This is a genomic window from Nostoc sp., from assembly GCF_036917415.1.
Taxonomy (GTDB): Bacteria; Cyanobacteriota; Cyanobacteriia; order Cyanobacteriales; family Nostocaceae; genus Nostoc.
Genome location: NZ_JBALDJ010000117.1, coordinates 24479 through 39512 on the forward strand (window position 1 = coordinate 24479; position 15034 = coordinate 39512).

At 41.4% G+C, this 15034-nt stretch carries 12 protein-coding genes; 5 read left to right on the forward strand and 7 right to left on the reverse strand.

Annotated elements, in window-relative coordinates; genetic code table 11:
• Positions 1-20: 20 nt before the first annotated feature.
• Positions 21-680: a hypothetical protein gene (locus V7K41_RS28505; RefSeq protein WP_334853704.1), complete on the forward strand. Its 660-nt coding sequence runs from the start codon at positions 21-23 to the stop codon at positions 678-680.
• 117 nt (positions 681-797) lie between these two features.
• On the opposite strand, the gene V7K41_RS28510 is transcribed toward V7K41_RS28505, so the two are convergent.
• The 5 genes from V7K41_RS28510 to V7K41_RS28530 form a co-directional block, all read right to left on the reverse strand.
• Complete coding sequence (locus tag V7K41_RS28510) at positions 798-2417, reverse strand: NAD(P)/FAD-dependent oxidoreductase (protein ID WP_334853706.1); 1620 nt, start codon at positions 2415-2417, stop codon at positions 798-800.
• Positions 2405-2698 (reverse strand): hypothetical protein, encoded by a 294-nt coding sequence (locus V7K41_RS28515; protein WP_334853708.1) that lies wholly within the window; start codon positions 2696-2698, stop codon positions 2405-2407. The genes V7K41_RS28510 and V7K41_RS28515 overlap by 13 nt, the downstream gene beginning before the upstream one ends.
• A gap of 260 nt (positions 2699-2958) precedes the next feature.
• Positions 2959-4446 (reverse strand): helix-turn-helix domain-containing protein, encoded by a 1488-nt coding sequence (locus V7K41_RS28520; RefSeq protein WP_334853709.1) that lies wholly within the window; start codon positions 4444-4446, stop codon positions 2959-2961.
• A 268-nt stretch (positions 4447-4714) separates the two neighbouring features.
• Positions 4715-5197: a hypothetical protein gene (locus tag V7K41_RS28525; protein ID WP_334853710.1), complete on the reverse strand. Its 483-nt coding sequence runs from the start codon at positions 5195-5197 to the stop codon at positions 4715-4717.
• A 129-nt stretch (positions 5198-5326) separates the two neighbouring features.
• Positions 5327-5782, reverse strand: a complete 456-nt coding sequence (locus V7K41_RS28530; protein ID WP_334853712.1) for a CAAD domain-containing protein — start codon at positions 5780-5782, stop codon at positions 5327-5329.
• A 680-nt stretch (positions 5783-6462) separates the two neighbouring features.
• Between V7K41_RS28530 and V7K41_RS28535 the strand changes: the two genes are divergently transcribed.
• The 3 genes from V7K41_RS28535 to V7K41_RS28545 all read left to right on the forward strand — a co-directional run bounded on the left by V7K41_RS28535 (position 6463) and on the right by V7K41_RS28545 (position 8478).
• Positions 6463-7326, forward strand: a complete 864-nt coding sequence (locus V7K41_RS28535; RefSeq protein WP_334853713.1) for a DUF2382 domain-containing protein — start codon at positions 6463-6465, stop codon at positions 7324-7326.
• A 128-nt stretch (positions 7327-7454) separates the two neighbouring features.
• Positions 7455-7892, forward strand: coding sequence for a hypothetical protein (locus tag V7K41_RS28540; protein WP_334853715.1), 438 nt, complete (start codon positions 7455-7457; stop codon positions 7890-7892).
• Positions 7893-7959: 67 nt separating this feature from the next.
• Positions 7960-8478 carry a hypothetical protein gene (locus V7K41_RS28545; RefSeq protein ID WP_334853716.1) on the forward strand — a complete coding sequence of 173 codons (519 nt, stop codon included), beginning with the start codon at positions 7960-7962 and terminating at the stop codon, positions 8476-8478.
• 89 nt (positions 8479-8567) lie between these two features.
• Here the strand turns inward: V7K41_RS28545 and V7K41_RS28550 are convergent, their stop codons facing one another.
• A complete protein-coding gene (locus tag V7K41_RS28550; RefSeq protein ID WP_334853718.1) occupies positions 8568-9593 on the reverse strand; it encodes a S66 peptidase family protein in 1026 nt (341 codons plus the stop codon).
• 794 nt (positions 9594-10387) lie between these two features.
• Here V7K41_RS28550 and V7K41_RS28555 point away from each other — a divergent pair.
• Entirely contained in the window at positions 10388-11407 is a 1020-nt protein-coding gene (locus V7K41_RS28555; protein WP_334853822.1) for a tRNA-dihydrouridine synthase family protein, read from the forward strand.
• A 142-nt stretch (positions 11408-11549) separates the two neighbouring features.
• Here the strand turns inward: V7K41_RS28555 and dpdE are convergent, their stop codons facing one another.
• Positions 11550-14855 carry a protein DpdE gene (dpdE, locus tag V7K41_RS28560; RefSeq protein ID WP_334853720.1) on the reverse strand — a complete coding sequence of 1102 codons (3306 nt, stop codon included), beginning with the start codon at positions 14853-14855 and terminating at the stop codon, positions 11550-11552.
• Between the last annotated feature and the right edge of the window lie 179 nt (positions 14856-15034).

Genomic DNA, 15034 nt, shown 5'->3' on the forward strand with positions numbered 1-15034 from the left:
AAAGTTTTTTAAGAGGGATCATGTTGAACTTGAGTGTAATTAGTAATGCAACTATGCAGAAAATTCCTTATAAATGGATTGTATTTGAAAACTTGCTTGACACTTCAGTACAATCTGAACTAGCAAATAGTTTTCCTACTATAAACTATAAAGAATATCATGCTAGAGACTTTGAGCCAGATGGATACCCGGAATATACATATAATGACTACAGGTTTTTTGCACGCTGCATTCTGGATGAAAGTAAGTACAAAGGTCTACAAGATATCAAGGATCTGAGTCTTAGTTGGCAAAAATTGATTGAAGAACTTCTCACTCCTGATTATCGAGAGGCGATGGAGCATCTTACTAATTTGGATTTGAAAAACCATTCACTAACAATTTATTTAACACGACATGATTTAGGGTTCTGGAACCGTCCTCATACAGATATCCCGCGTAAACATGTAACTCAACTTTTCTATTTCAATGAGGGATGGAACCCAGAGTGGGGAGGGTATTTTCAAGTTCTTAAAGATAATCAGACTACTTCTGTAATTGAAGAAGTTCCACCATTGCCGCAATATTCAGTTGCTATTGTCCGTTGCGATCGCTCTTGGCACATGGTATCTCCTATTTCCTTGAATGCAACTCAACACCGTTTGCATCTAGCGACTTCCTTTTGGCTACCAGAGTCTTAAGCCGTTCGATTAGCAAGTTCTCAAGAGTAGATTGAGTCATAGATTATTCTTGGGGCTAGCTCATAACTATTTTATTTTAGGCGATCGCTATCAACCTCAAATCGGATACAAAGTATTTCAGATTTGACAATTGTAATTCCTCAAAATACTTAAAGCCACCGCCTCTGCAACCTTAATTCCATCGATACCGGCCGAAAGGATTCCCCCCGCGTATCCCGCGCCTTCACCAGCCGGATAAAGACCAACTGTATTTAAACTCTGATAATCTTCTTTGCGTTTAATCCGAATCGGTGATGATGTGCGGGTTTCCACCCCAGTTAATACGGCATCATCCATTGCAAATCCTTTAATTTGTTTGTCAAAAGCGGGAAGGGCTTCACGGATGGCGGCGATCGCATAATCTGGTAAACTCTGGCTCAAATCACCCAAATGTACGCCAGGTGTATAAGATGGTTTAACAGTGCCCAATGCTGTAGAAGGGCGATGGTTGAGAAAGTCACCCACCAACTGCCCTGGAGCTTCATAAGTACCACCGCCCAACTCAAAAGCCTTTTCTTCCAAGCGCCGTTGGAAGTCAATTCCTGCCAAGGCATTGCCCGGATAATCTTCGGGGGTGATGCCCACAACGATCGCACTATTGGCATTGCGTTCATTGCGAGAGTATTGGCTCATCCCATTGGTGACGACTCGCCCCGGTTCTGATGCGGCTGCAACCACCAAGCCCCCCGGACACATACAGAAACTATAGACGGAACGACCATTTTGGCAGTGGTGAACCAGTTTGTAATCGGCAGCACCTAAAAGCTTATGACCAGCTTGAGAGCCGAAACGGCATTGGTCGATGAGATACTGGGGATGTTCGACCCGAAAGCCGATAGAAAATGGTTTCGGCTCTATGTAAACTCCCCGATTAAATAGCATTTGGAAAGTATCGCGGGCGCTATGACCTACTGCGAGAACTACATAATCGCTGGCGATATATTCCCCACTGGCGAGGGTGACTCCCCGCACCTGTCCATTTTCGATGTTGATATCTTCCACCCGACTTTGAAAGCGAATTTCACCACCGAGGGATTCGATTCTGGCACGCATACTTTGGACGATTCCCACCAGTTTGAAAGTGCCGATATGCGGTTTGTTGATATAGAGAATTTCTGGTGAGGCTCCCGCATTGACGAGTTCGGTTAATACCTTACGCCCATAATGCTGAGGATCTTTGACTTGACTGTAGAGTTTGCCATCAGAAAATGTACCCGCACCACCTTCGCCAAATTGGGCATTAGATTCTGGGTTGAAGTCTGATTTTTTCTTCCAAAAACCAAAGGTATCAGCGGTGCGATCGCGAACTTGTTTCCCACGTTCTAAAATGATGGGACAAAAGCCCATTTGTGCCAGCATCAAACCCGCAAACAAGCCGCAAGGCCCAGTACCAATGATGATGGGGCGAATCGCCAAATTGCTCGATGCTTGTGCTACTGGGCGATAGCTCATGTCTGGCGTGGCAATCACATGAGGATCTTTTTTCAGGCGCTTGAGTAGATGAGTTTCCTGAGTCGTTTCTACATCCAGAATATAAACAAGGTTAATCTCTCCTTTCTTACGGGCATCGTAGCTACGCTTGAAGATGGAATAGCCGATCAAATCTTCGTCCGTGATTTGCAGCTTTTTGAGGATAGCAGTTTCGATCTCATCTTCAGGATGATCGAGCGGGAGCTTTACTTCAGTTAGTCGTAACATAGCGAGGAGAAATTCATACTGTCTATCAAAATATTAACAACAGAGGCAAAAAACCCACGTCGGCGCAGTTGTGCAAGCATCAAGATGGTTCCTACTACATTCATATTCAAATCAAAGATGAAGCTCCTCAACCAATCAAAGCAACCAATGTTATTGGTGTAGATTTTGGTCGGCGCGACGTTGCCGTAACTAGCAATGGGGATAAATGGGATGGAAAACAAATAACTGACGTTGGGTTGAGGTCTGATAAACGTTTCAAGTGTGGTAATTGTGGGTGGCATGGCGACGCTGATTTGAACGGGGCAAAAATGATTTCTTTATTGGGGCAATCTGTAAGCTTGCCCGGAGGTTCGAGGTGTCTATGTTGTTCTCTCAATATAGATAACTCAGGGCTACTACAAACCCCAGCGCTTTAGCGCTGGGGTTCGCTTACGTCATGGAAAAACCCACGAAAAACCTAACCTCCCTCCCGACGCAGTTGCAATGAGTAATAATACGTAGCAAAAATTACTTCAGATAAAAAAGAAAAGTTTACTTGAAATCAATACCTGTTAAGGTGTAGTTCCAGTGTATTGAGCAACTTGGGCAAGTCCTTTTGAGAAACCTGACGTGTACCCGTCTCGACTGCATCAACCCAGGAAACGCTTTTCCCCATCGTTGTAGCGAAAAATGCTCTAGACCAGCCTTTTGCTTTTCTCGCTTCTCTAATGAGATTACCTGATACAGGCTGGATATTGTTTGCACTTAGCTGATTCGAGTCCACGGTCAAGCGTTCCTGTACTTCTGCTGGTAAATGAAAACGCCATCTAGAATTGAGTATTTGATTCCAGTAACCTATAGGTCTTTTAGCGCTTGTGCTGCTTGTTAACCAAGCTGGGCCTGTTTCCAGTTCTGCTTCCCATCCGGTTTCTTTGACAACTTTCAAGTCAGTTTCCAAATCATCAGCCATTTGCCGTCTAAGCTGTCTGTCTTGCTCTGCTGTTGACACTTTGTCTGCACCGTAGGCAATCTCCATCAGAGTCTTGCCCATTACACAATCCTGGAATTCCGGTTGGATTTGGAAGGTTAGCCAAACTAGCATTCTAGCCGCGCCAGCATTTTGTTTACCAATACTAAATAGTTTCTGTACGGTTTTCTTGGTAATAATTCCAGTGTGGTAGTCGTATTTAGATTTGTTGAGGAAGTATTTTGTCCATACTCCAGCTTGACCTATCACTTTTAAACCCACTAGCTTGTTATTGCCAGCTTTATCTGTTTCAAAATCTCGTATTATGCTGATATCCCAAATCTTTAAATCAGCAACAGTAAAAGCTCCTACTTTCCCCTGTTTAGGCGATGCAATACAAGCTAGTACCTGAGCAGGTTGCCGTAACAAGCCGTACAATATACTCAATTTTTCATGCTTGCATAAGTCCCTGCGTTTAACAAGCCCTGTGTATTCAATTAGTTGCTTATCATCAATTACAAAATTGCCTGACCAAGGTTTATCTAGACTAGCTACTAAGGCACAGTAAATCAGGTGAATAGCACAGGCCCTTGGATCAAATTGGTCTATAACAACTAAAGCTGCCTCTTCTGCCAGAGTTTCTGGTTGTGGAGTTTCGGGATTATCTGTTACATAATAAAAGATTTTTCCTTTTCCGGTTTCAGCTTCTTTTTCGTAACTAAAAGTATTATTTACTTGATTCCATGACAGATTCATTTTTTGAGATAAGACTTCAGCAACTCCATACAAAACTAGCGACAAGGCAGCAACATTAGTCTTACTATCAGGAAATAAAGAAGCTTTTTTGAATTGCCGAGGTTTGGCTGAATACTGGTAATTTAATAGTAATTTTTGCTCATCTTTATTAACTCTATCTTGAAGAGGAATTTGCTTTGATAATTGAGTATTTAGGTCTTTTAGAGATTCTTCATCAAGAGCAACATTAGTTTCCTTTGAATTGGGATTACGGGAAATGGTAATTCTCATTACCTGGTGAAATAGATGCAGAAGTTTACTATATAATATTTTTGCTAACTGTTTCATTTTTATACAAATCCGCTGCTCACGTAGGTAATTTACAATGATAAAATAAAGCTGAGTTTCTTCTATTTGACCTTGCTAGAATATAACTCTCAGCCGCTTTGAGTCTACATGAATTGCCCCTACGGAAAATCAAGGCTTTCACTGCCTTTTTGCGTAAGTCATAACAGAATTGGTATTAGGAACATTATTAAGTTTAAATATGGAAAAAAGTTTCTATTAAAAAATAGAATGACGGTTAAACGCCATCTATTTATAATATGTACAAAAATTAATTTGTTGGAACAGTACCTTCACCCAAACCCCTTAAATCTCGCCCTGTGGGACTGTTATTATATCCTTGAAAGTCCCGGTATTGTTGTGCCTCCTCCTGTGGAACACGAATGCCCTCTTGTGGCGCTGTTACCCAGATAGGGCGATGTTGAGCATCTCGATAGTAAACACGCCCATTCTTAGAAAGGTAGTATTTCCCCTGCGCTCCTGTTCCTTGGGCATTCTTTCGGTGATTGTAGAGGTAGTAAAGTCCAGCGGCTCCTGCCAAGATTGCCACTTTCTGCCCTGTACTCAATCCCCTCCTAGCTTGGGGTTGATTTACGGGGGCGCGATTATTTAAATTTCTACCAACACTATCGTCAATTGGAGGTGGCGCAGCATGTTGGGAACCTCCACCGCAGCTATTAAGCAGCGGGACTGTTAGCAATGTTGAAAGAAATACTGTTGTTGTCAGCGAAGCTAATCTATTTGTCTTGATCATACATTTTCTTTTCCTGCTAATTTAGCTGACGTGGTATAAAAGTCTACAGTTCTATACAATGGTCAAGTAAAAAGCCGAGTTTTACTTGACCGAAAGTTCAAATACACTGTATTCGCCACTATACTTTAGTTAGCTTAAAGTCTGTGATTCTTCTCTGCCTAGAATTTGTTTTTTAAGCAAGCGAGTTTCTGCTGTTAATTCTTGCCGAGTGGAATCTTTGAGCAAATAACGGAAAGTAAACCAAATTGTGTAACCAAGTCCAATTAATTGGAGAAATGGAGAAACTAGTGGAATATCATTTATTGCGTTGAGTACCGCTAGAAAAATTCTTAGTGCCGTAACCGTTATCACAAGCAAAGCAAAGGTGATAATCGGTAGTTTGTATTCTTGGTAGAATCTACCTATGTACTCAGGTATTTTTGCCAAAAATATAGAAATCTGTCTACCATTTTTTTGCCATTGTTCTTCATTTTCCGAGGCGGGTGGTAACATTGCCAGGTTTCCAGACTCTGAACCTTTAAGTGCTTCTATCTGGTTTTGGGAGGCAGCATCGACATACTGCTGTTGCTGTAATTCTGTATCCATAATTATCTCCTGATTTTCTGCAATGAGAGCAGTTTTAAAGTTTACACTTAGCCACAATTTATCAACTTATGCAGCGCTTATTCCGCATCCCGATGATGAGTAAATACGCCTATAGCACGCTGATGTACACTTAAGTCCATTATTTCTCCTTATTGCTCCTTAGCAGCACAGGTAAATATTTGTTTGCGAATTTTTTAGGACTTTAATAATATTTAGGCATTTTTAGATTTACTTCTCATCAATCTTTTGGAATAAATTCTGTCTTCAACAAGAGTGATAGAGCAAGCATTACAACTTCAGGCAATAAATCTTTAAGAATGTGAGGATATTTAATTTAAGTGTAAGGTATTAATAAACATATTAAACTAGCTAGGTTTGATAGTATGTATCGATTTAGCTAAATTTAGACTTGAAATCTACTGCTAGTAAGTAGTCACATAAATGCTAGAAACTAGTCACGAAAGTTATAAAAATTTAGTTATAATCAATCTCCTTGAGAGTAATACATTAATACTAAAAGCCTTATCCTGTCTCATACTTTTGGGTTATTAAACTATATTTAATTACTTCGATTGATGAAATATCAAGATGATTGAAGTCAATCCTCGGACAGAAGATTTATCTAAACTAAATTGTGTAATTTATAAAAAAGACACAGCAAGATTTTAAGGAATCAAATAATGCCACTCCAGAAAATAAGTGAATTTGATGCAGATTACCATAATACTATTGAAGGTAATGACATCAAAGGAATGGGTGTGTATGTTCAAGGAACTGATGAGAAGATTGGCACAGTAAATGATGCTGTAGTAGACGACCAAGGAGCATTCCGCTATTTAATTGTTGACATCGGCTTTTGGATTTTTGGCAAGAAAGTCTTACTACCAGTAGGAAAATCGCGTATTGACTCTACAGCAAACCGTGTATATGTTGTTGGTATAACAAGAGAGCAAGCGGAAAATTTACCTGAATATCAAGAGCATACAACACTTGACTACGACTATGAAGAACAGGTGCGTGGAGGATATCGTACACCGTCTGTAGAAAGTTCAGCTGCGCTAGCATCGACAGTTGGTCGCACTACTCCAAGTCCTGACAACTACACCTACGCACAGGACGCGGATCTGTATGATGTCAGCGCTCACGAAGACCAAACTTTCAAACTTTACCAAGAAAGGTTAGTTGCTAATAAACAGCGCCGAAAAAGCGGAGAAGTAGCAATTAGTAAGCATATTGAAACCGAAACTGCAAGAGTTGCTGTTCCACTGGAAAAAGAGCGAGTCGTGATTGAGCGAGTGACTTCTCAAGACACAGGCAAAGTTGTGTCTGGTGACGCGACTGACTTTTCCGAGGGCGAGGTAGCGCATATAAACCTCTATGAAGAAGTTGCAGACATCCAAAAGGAAGCTTTTTTGCGAGAAGAAGTCAGAGTGCAGAAAGTTGTAGACAAAGAAACCGTTGAAGCTCAAGAAACCATTCGACGCGAAGAATTAGATGTTAACACTAATGGAACTCGAATAGAGAATAAAACTGACCGGGGTTAACCTACTTAAACTACAAAGGTCATTGCATTTGAGTTAGTAAAAGTGGGTTTTCTACCTACTTATACTCAAAATTACTTTCAGAAAATTGATATTGCAAAAGAGTCATTAGTTTAGATGAGGTGCTTAAATTGAAAATAATTCAACAGTTTCGTCGGGTTTTAACAGCTTTAGTCTTGGTATTAGTACTAACAACGACTGCCGCCTGTAGTGGTACTGTTCAAGCTAAACAACCAACTCAATTACCGTCTGGAATCAGTCATAGTGCCGACTATGCCTTGTTGTCACGCGGTAACAGTGTACAGGGTCAAGATTTTGGGAACTGGGTTGTCGCTACAGCCAAGGGAATTGTCCAGGATGCTTATGTACGTGACAACAATAAGTTAGGTGTCGTGATTGCACCTCAAGTTCGTCCGACCGAAGTGCGACCATTAGCAAAATCCTTACTCCAAGGTTTTCACCAAAATTTCCCGAATCAAAACTTAAAAGTTTTGATGTATGCACCAGACAAAAAACTGATTTTGACGGCTCAGTATGATGTGCAATCTCAGCAAGTTCAGTATAAATAACGACTCTAAGTTTTGGGAAAACCTGAATTAATTCAGTTGATTGTAAGTAGAAAAGGAGACATTTAAAATGAGCAGCAGTGACAAGTATAAACGCGAAATTCTCAACGAGTTGGCTCACGGTAATACAGAGTCTTTAGATGATGTTTCATCTGACCCAACCAAGGAATACCAAAATTTTGATGATTTTGCTCAACGCTCATCCCACGAAGAACGTCGTCAATTATTTGGTCGGTCTTTCAACCATAACAGCATTCCTCCCAGCCAGATGGAGCCAGAATTGCAGAAGGCGATCGCTCAGATTAAACCTAACGAGCGGGATGATGTCGCACGGTCATTTTTCAAGCACTTAAAGCAAAGAGGTCTAGACGAACGCCATCTAGAAAAAGACTTGGGACTTTCTACCCATAACCCTAACCACATAAGTGCAGATGACCTCAGCAAGCTGGCATCTTTCACATATCATAGCCATCCTGACATCTTCCAAGAAGTGATGGCTGAACAACCAGCGATTCTTAAGTTTCTCAGTAATCCAGTGGTCGGAGCAGCTTTAGGAGCGATCGCCTCTAAATGGTTTGGTCGTCATTAGTGATTTACTGTAGGGGCAATTCATGAATTGCCCCTACATATTAGATAAAATGTGAGTCACTATTTTTATATTCTAACCTCCTGCCTCCTTCACACAAGGCTAACAGCCGCCTCTAACATTTGTATTGTCCCAAGTTCAGCATTTATTTCTACTTCTACACCGATTGGCAAGGTAAATTTATCCTTAATATGACCAATCATTGAACCATACCAAGCAGGAATACCTAAAGGAAGTATGTGTTGTTGCAATACTTGCATTAATGTAAATGACGGTTCATCCCCAAGGCTACATTTAGTGCATTGCCCAAAGATAAAGCCAGCAATTTGATTAAGTATCCCAGCAGTTTTTAACTGCGTCAGCATCCTATCTACACGGTAAACATCCTCACCAATTTCTTCCACAAACAGAATGCTTTTGTTCCAAAAAGGTAAGTAAGGTGAACCCACCATCGCTGATAGCACTGATAAGTTTCCACCTACAAGTTTACCCCTCGCCTTTCCCGGTGCTATTATCTCCAACCGCACTTCGCTAGGGTTGAGATTTTGCATAGTCACAGCTTCACCATTAAATAGGATGCGTTTAAAGTAATCGACTGTAAATTGATTCCAAGTAGATGTGGCAACTGGCCCATGAAAAGTAATCATTTGACTACGGGCATTAATTGCTAATAACAGCGTTGTAATATCGCTGTAGCCCATGATAATTTTTGGATGTGAGCGGATTAGCGAGTAGTTTAGTAAAGGTAAAATGCGATTACAGCCCCAGCCACCACGCATGGGAATAATTGCTTTTATGGAGCGATCGCTAAACATCAAGTTTACATCCTGGGCGCGATCGGCATCTTTACCCGCTAAATAGCCATAACGGTCTAAAATATGCTTCCCTAGCTTGACTTTTAACCCCAACTTTGAAATTGATTGCTGCGCTGCTTCGATGTCTTTAGCGTCAACGATACCCCCTGGAGAAATCAATCCTACGGTATCGCCCACTTGTAGATGGGGCGGCTTGCGGCTCGTGTTTAGAAATGGCTTGCCTTGAGCGGTAAGTGCAGGTATTTGGGTAGCTAAGGTAGCAAGTCCAGAGGTTGCGAGAAATTGCCGACGCTTAATAGTCATAACCGGTTGAGGAACGAAACCCAACATTTTCGGGGCTTTGTTGGATTGCGCTTTGCTTAACCCAACCTACAATATACTGGAGCAACAACAAAATAAATTGCTAAATATTTATAATTATCGTTTAGTTTTGATAAAAAAGATTGTTGAATAAGACTACTAATAAACCTACTTGCTATATTGCCTAATTCAAAAAACTTTTATAGAAAGCACAGCAGAATATAGGATAGCAGATGTCCTCTCCATTAGTGCAGTAACACCAATTAATACCATTTTGGATTTTAGATTTTGGATTGGGAATCGCTTTCTCTGTTTGGGTTCTATTAGTGCATATAGCGGTTCCCATTCAGATGCGGTACAAGATTATAGGACTTACGCACTGTACAAAAAAATCATGTTGTGTATCAACGTAAATACGTCGTTTCAGGTTTTTATTAATCATTCTTTGATGTAAATAGATCGGCGCTGTAGGGGCACAGCATTGCTCATTGGTGTCAACTTAACGCTAAACCCGCTTGGTGAAGACATTTTGCCCTCACCCCCAGCCCCTCTCCCAAGAGAGAGGGGAGCTAGACATTCAATTCCCCTTCTCCCAAGGGAGAAGGGGTTAGGGGATGAGGGCGTGAGGGATTTACAAAACGCCTGTCTGATATAGTTTTCGGCTTAAGTTGACACGTATGGGCACTGCCGTGCCCCTACGGGTGTACCTCACTCAACCGAGAACCGCTATATGTCGTAATTATTTTTAAAATTGGTATAACTTAACAGTGATGCTTTGTCGATCGCTCTTCATCTTTATGCCCCAGGTATCGCTCCCCCAATCGTTCTATCCACACCTACCTCTCACGGCTCTTGCACCCATGCAGGATGTGACAAACCTCTGGTTTATGAAGGTCATTGCCCACTACGGCAGTCCTGACTACTTTTTCACCGAATATTTCCGCGTCAATGATACCTCACGGCTCAATCGTAGCATTCTAGCAGCAATCACCGAAAACGACACAGGTCGTCCCGTTTTTGCTCAAATGATTGGCGAAAGCATTCCAGACTTAGTAAGAACAGCAAAGGAACTCTGCAACTATAATATCGCTGGAGTTGACTTGAACATGGGCTGTCCAGCACCTAGAATCTATCGCAAAAATGTTGGGGGTGGATTGCTGCTCTTGCCGGAAAAAGTGGATCGGATTTTGGGAGAACTACGGCAAGCAGTCAACGATCGACCTTTGACTGTCAAGATGCGTGTAGGCTTTGAAAATACAGATAATTTTTACAAAATTCTAGATATAATCAATCGCCACAGCATTGATTTGCTCTCTTTGCATGGTCGCACCGTCAAAGATATGTATCATGGGGCAGTGAAATATGATTTGATCGCTGAAGCAGTCAGACAAGTCCATTGTCCAGTGCTTGCTAATGGCAATATCAACTCGGCAACAACTGCTGTTGAAGTGCTTTCTCAAACGGGCGCGGCGGGTGTGATGGTGGGACGCTGGGCGATCGGTAATCCTTGGCTTTTTAATCAAATTCGGCAAGCTTTGCGTTTCGAGCCGATCGCGCCCGTTCCTTTAGCAGAGGTACGCAACTATATCGATCGTTTATGGCAAACCCCAACAGCAGCAACTATGCCAGAGCGATCGCGCGTAGGTTACTTGAAAATGTTCCTCAACTACATTGCCCTGAGTGTTGACACTGAAGGTCATTTTTTGCGGTTGATGCGACAGACTTCTACTGAGGCAGAATTGTTTAACCTCTGCGATCGCGTTCTCCTTACTGATTTGACAAAAACTTTAGCCCTAGCACCCTCTTTGAGCGTGTAATATCAGTATATGTTTTTACAGCAATTTCACCAGTAACACAAAAATAAAAATATCCCCGACTTCTTTAAAAAGTCGGGGATCTCAAGCTCTTAATTTTTGGAAATCAAATAGGATTACCAAAGCTATTTAATTGCACACAATATCACTCAAATTGCACAAGCGATCGCCCCGATACAACAATAAAACCCACAGAATCAAGCCTCAGAAGCGGCTGGCGAATTCCCTCTAGAATGGCTGCATTTAAAGCAGTTTCTATCTTCAATTCTTCAGCTAATGCATTATCCCAACTTTGCTGGTTCAGACGTAGGCGTAATTGTTCTACTCTATTGGCTAATTTCTTTTCGGCAACCATAGCACAACTTTGACATAAATCAATAAAATCGGGACGATTGGAAAGTAATTCTGAAGAAGTGTTACGCACTTGATAGCAAAAATTTTGCCATTTACTAGGATCAACAAAATCGTCAATAATTCCTAAGCGTTCTTTTGCTAGGTTGTAATCTCGTCCTTGATTATTGTTTTTATCTTTATATGGACGTTGCAGAATACTTAAAAGAGCTTTATCCTCAACAACCCGGATTGGCTCATTGCGACCATCAACATAGATAGTTTCTATAATTGGTGGAAATAGAGCATCAACACGTCGCTGCAAGTTTTTGAATTGAGAATTATCTAGTTTGTTATCTAGTAAAACTTGTTTGGCAATTCTTAAATTTGCCTCGACTACATAATTGCACTGGAAACCGAACCATTCCTTCCCTTCTTTCGCGTCCCAAGATGCATCAGTGCGCCACAGAGCAAAGGCTTCACCTCGGTCATCCCAGTTGATATAGTTCAAGAGTGCTTCGATAAATCCTTCGCCAACTCGAAAGAGTTTAACACCAGCATTCTGGTTTGCCACTCTGCGATTATAAGTACCAAATTGGTCTAGATAACTCTCAGCAAAACGGTCTTTTAACTCATTTATCGGCACCAATGTCCGCGTTGTCGGTTGATAACGTCGCATCTCTGATGAATCTGGATTATTGAGTCCTCTGAATCCCAGCGCGTCACAAATCCAGCCTTCAATTGCTCGCCTAATTTCTAGATGACGAGCATCGTAATTATCTAGGTCTTGAAAATACTCGGTAGCAATTTCATCGTTTGCATCAATTTCATCTAAAGCATTTTGCTCACTAATTTTGGCTATTTCCGCTTCAATTTGCTCTTGAATTGGTGAAACCATCTCTAACAATCCAGCCGCACCTGATTGAAACAAAACTGTTTCTAATTCTGCAAGTTTCTCATCGACATAAAACTGTAGACTGGCAATTGATTGTTGGAAAATACCAAACCCATCTTTTAAGACTTTATACCAAGCATTGTGAGAGCTATCTTCCAAGTAAGGGCCAATCAAGGCACTAGATTGGATACCAATTTTGCTGCCAATGCGGTCAAGTCTGCCAATTCTCTGCTCTAATTGATTAGGCGACCAAGGAAGGTCAAAATGAATTAACCAATCGGCAAACTGAAGGTTACGTCCTTCTTCTCCAGAGCGATCGCATACTAAAATAAAGCAGTTTGGGTTATTCTTGAACCTATTTAAGCCTTCCTCAACCTTGTCTGGTGATTCTCCAAATTGATGGCTGGCTATTGTTTCTGCACCAAAGGTATTAGATAAATACCGGACAATTTCGCCACAAGTTTGCACAAAACTGGTAAATACAACAAATTTGGGCAGAATGTCGCCAGTAATTGGTCTCTTAATTCTCTGCTGTATTCTCGTGATGAATTCCTTTTGATTTTTCCGAACGTTTGCAGGAATTTTGAAGTATGTACCTAGCTGATTCAGCAACACTGTTTTCAAATTTTCCGTCCGTTGTCCGTCCTCTTGAGGTTGACGAACAATTTTTAGTAAGGATTGGAGAATCTCTTCTTCCCCTGAAAATTTGGGGGTTGTAGTTAATAAGCGAACATCATCTTCTTTAAACTCTTGGATTTTAGCATGAGGCTTACCAGTTAACCGGGCAGTAATTACCTGCTCTAAAATGCCTAACCAAGTACCAGCAGCGAGAAATAACAGCAGAAAAACTCGCTGATATTGCTTTTCACCAGGAGCAACACTCCGCCATTGATTCAGGAGTTCGTGGATATCAAGCGATCGCTCGTCTAAATCATACTCTTCTTTTGGCGTAAAATTGCGGTCAAATATCACATCTTCCACCGCAGCGCGACGGTTGCGAAGCATTCGCCGATGTAGTCGATAGATATCGCTGACATGGACGCGAATCGCTTGAATGATTTGCTCTTGCTTGGTAGAATTTGCTTGTAAATTTTCTAAATCATCCGCTAGCTTCAGTAAATACTTATCCTCAACAAAGAGGTTTCGTAGTTGCTGCAAGTTGCTTTTGAGAACCTCTGATTCTGCACCTTCTTTAAAAGAAAGCAGAAGTTTACCAATTTGCTGACGGCTTTCAACTTTGGTGCGGAAACCTGCTAAATCGCCAAGTTTATAGGTTGTGGGGTCGAGCAAGTGCAACATTGCCAGAAAATCTTGCTCGTGATTGAGAACCGGAGTGGCAGATAATAAAAGCAAGCGATCGCTTTTATGAGCAAGTTCTTTGCAAGTCTGAAAACGCTGGCGCACTGTTGCATCCTTAGAGGTCGCCATTGCCGCAATATGATGGGCTTCATCTAAAATTAAGCAACCTATCTTTGCTTTCAGGTTGATTTTATGGATATTTTCAACCGCCAGCACTGCTACCCGTTTGGGAAAATGGGAGATGTAAAACTTGTTTTCTAACTCAGTTTGCCATTGTTTGAGCAAATATTGCGGAACTATCACCACCGCACCTTTTTTTGGTTCATCGAGAAGAAATTGACGGAGAATCGCACCCGCTTCAATGGTTTTTCCGAGTCCCACCTCGTCTGCTAACAAGTAGCGTTGAATTGGGTCTTCCAGTACCCGCCGCACTACTTCAACTTGGTGAGGATAAAGATTAATATTTGCCGAAATTAGTCCCGTCATCCCGCGACTCACAGCGCGTTGCTGAATCAAGGATTTCACGAAAGCCAATCTTTTGTCGTGGAAATAGGGCGTTTCGTGACCCTTCATCGCCAGAGTTTGGATAGGGTCTGTATTTGGTAGATTACAACGAACGTAAATGTCTTCAACAGAAGCGATCGCAGTTTTCTTATCTGGTAAATCAATTTGATACATTTCTGTATCTTCATCCCAAATGAAAACTCTCCCAACTATCCATTTATCCTGAGTTTGGGACTTAATATAGCATCGAGCCTGGGGTTCCAGCTTGACTTGAGAGAGAGAATTTAAAGGTAAAGTTTTTTGGAGACGTTGCCCTATAGAGCAGAAATACTCAACGTTTGCATTGGTATCAGATATTTCTGTAACTTTTCCAATACCCAAAGAGTTATTCTGGGACTGTACCAATAAACCAAGCTTAATCATAGATCCAGTCCCCTGAACACACTAAAAGAACCTTCCAGACTAGTTTTTAGCCCATATCTGGCAGTTTTGTCGATCAACATTATAGATAATAACTGGTATTACAGTTTTTGTTAGAGCGATATCTACGACGGGCTACGCCTACGCTCCACCACAGGCAATTAATAAAATTAGCAATTTTC

What these genes read in the sequence shown, in the direction of transcription:
- V7K41_RS28550 (WP_334853718.1), bottom strand. Translation starts at nt 9,593, where the DNA reads ATGACTATTAAGCGTCGGCAATTTCTCGCAACCTCTGGACTTGCTACC.
- V7K41_RS28510 (WP_334853706.1), bottom strand. Translation starts at nt 2,417, where the DNA reads ATGTTACGACTAACTGAAGTAAAGCTCCCGCTCGATCATCCTGAAGAT.
- V7K41_RS28530 (WP_334853712.1), bottom strand. Translation starts at nt 5,782, where the DNA reads ATGGATACAGAATTACAGCAACAGCAGTATGTCGATGCTGCCTCCCAA.
- V7K41_RS28520 (WP_334853709.1), bottom strand. Translation starts at nt 4,446, where the DNA reads ATGAAACAGTTAGCAAAAATATTATATAGTAAACTTCTGCATCTATTT.
- V7K41_RS28545 (WP_334853716.1), top strand. Translation starts at nt 7,960, where the DNA reads ATGAGCAGCAGTGACAAGTATAAACGCGAAATTCTCAACGAGTTGGCT.
- dpdE (WP_334853720.1), bottom strand. Translation starts at nt 14,855, where the DNA reads ATGATTAAGCTTGGTTTATTGGTACAGTCCCAGAATAACTCTTTGGGT.
- V7K41_RS28515 (WP_334853708.1), bottom strand. Translation starts at nt 2,698, where the DNA reads ATGCCACCCACAATTACCACACTTGAAACGTTTATCAGACCTCAACCC.
- V7K41_RS28555 (WP_334853822.1), top strand. Translation starts at nt 10,388, where the DNA reads ATGCCCCAGGTATCGCTCCCCCAATCGTTCTATCCACACCTACCTCTC.
- V7K41_RS28525 (WP_334853710.1), bottom strand. Translation starts at nt 5,197, where the DNA reads ATGATCAAGACAAATAGATTAGCTTCGCTGACAACAACAGTATTTCTT.
- V7K41_RS28535 (WP_334853713.1), top strand. Translation starts at nt 6,463, where the DNA reads ATGCCACTCCAGAAAATAAGTGAATTTGATGCAGATTACCATAATACT.
- V7K41_RS28505 (WP_334853704.1), top strand. Translation starts at nt 21, where the DNA reads ATGTTGAACTTGAGTGTAATTAGTAATGCAACTATGCAGAAAATTCCT.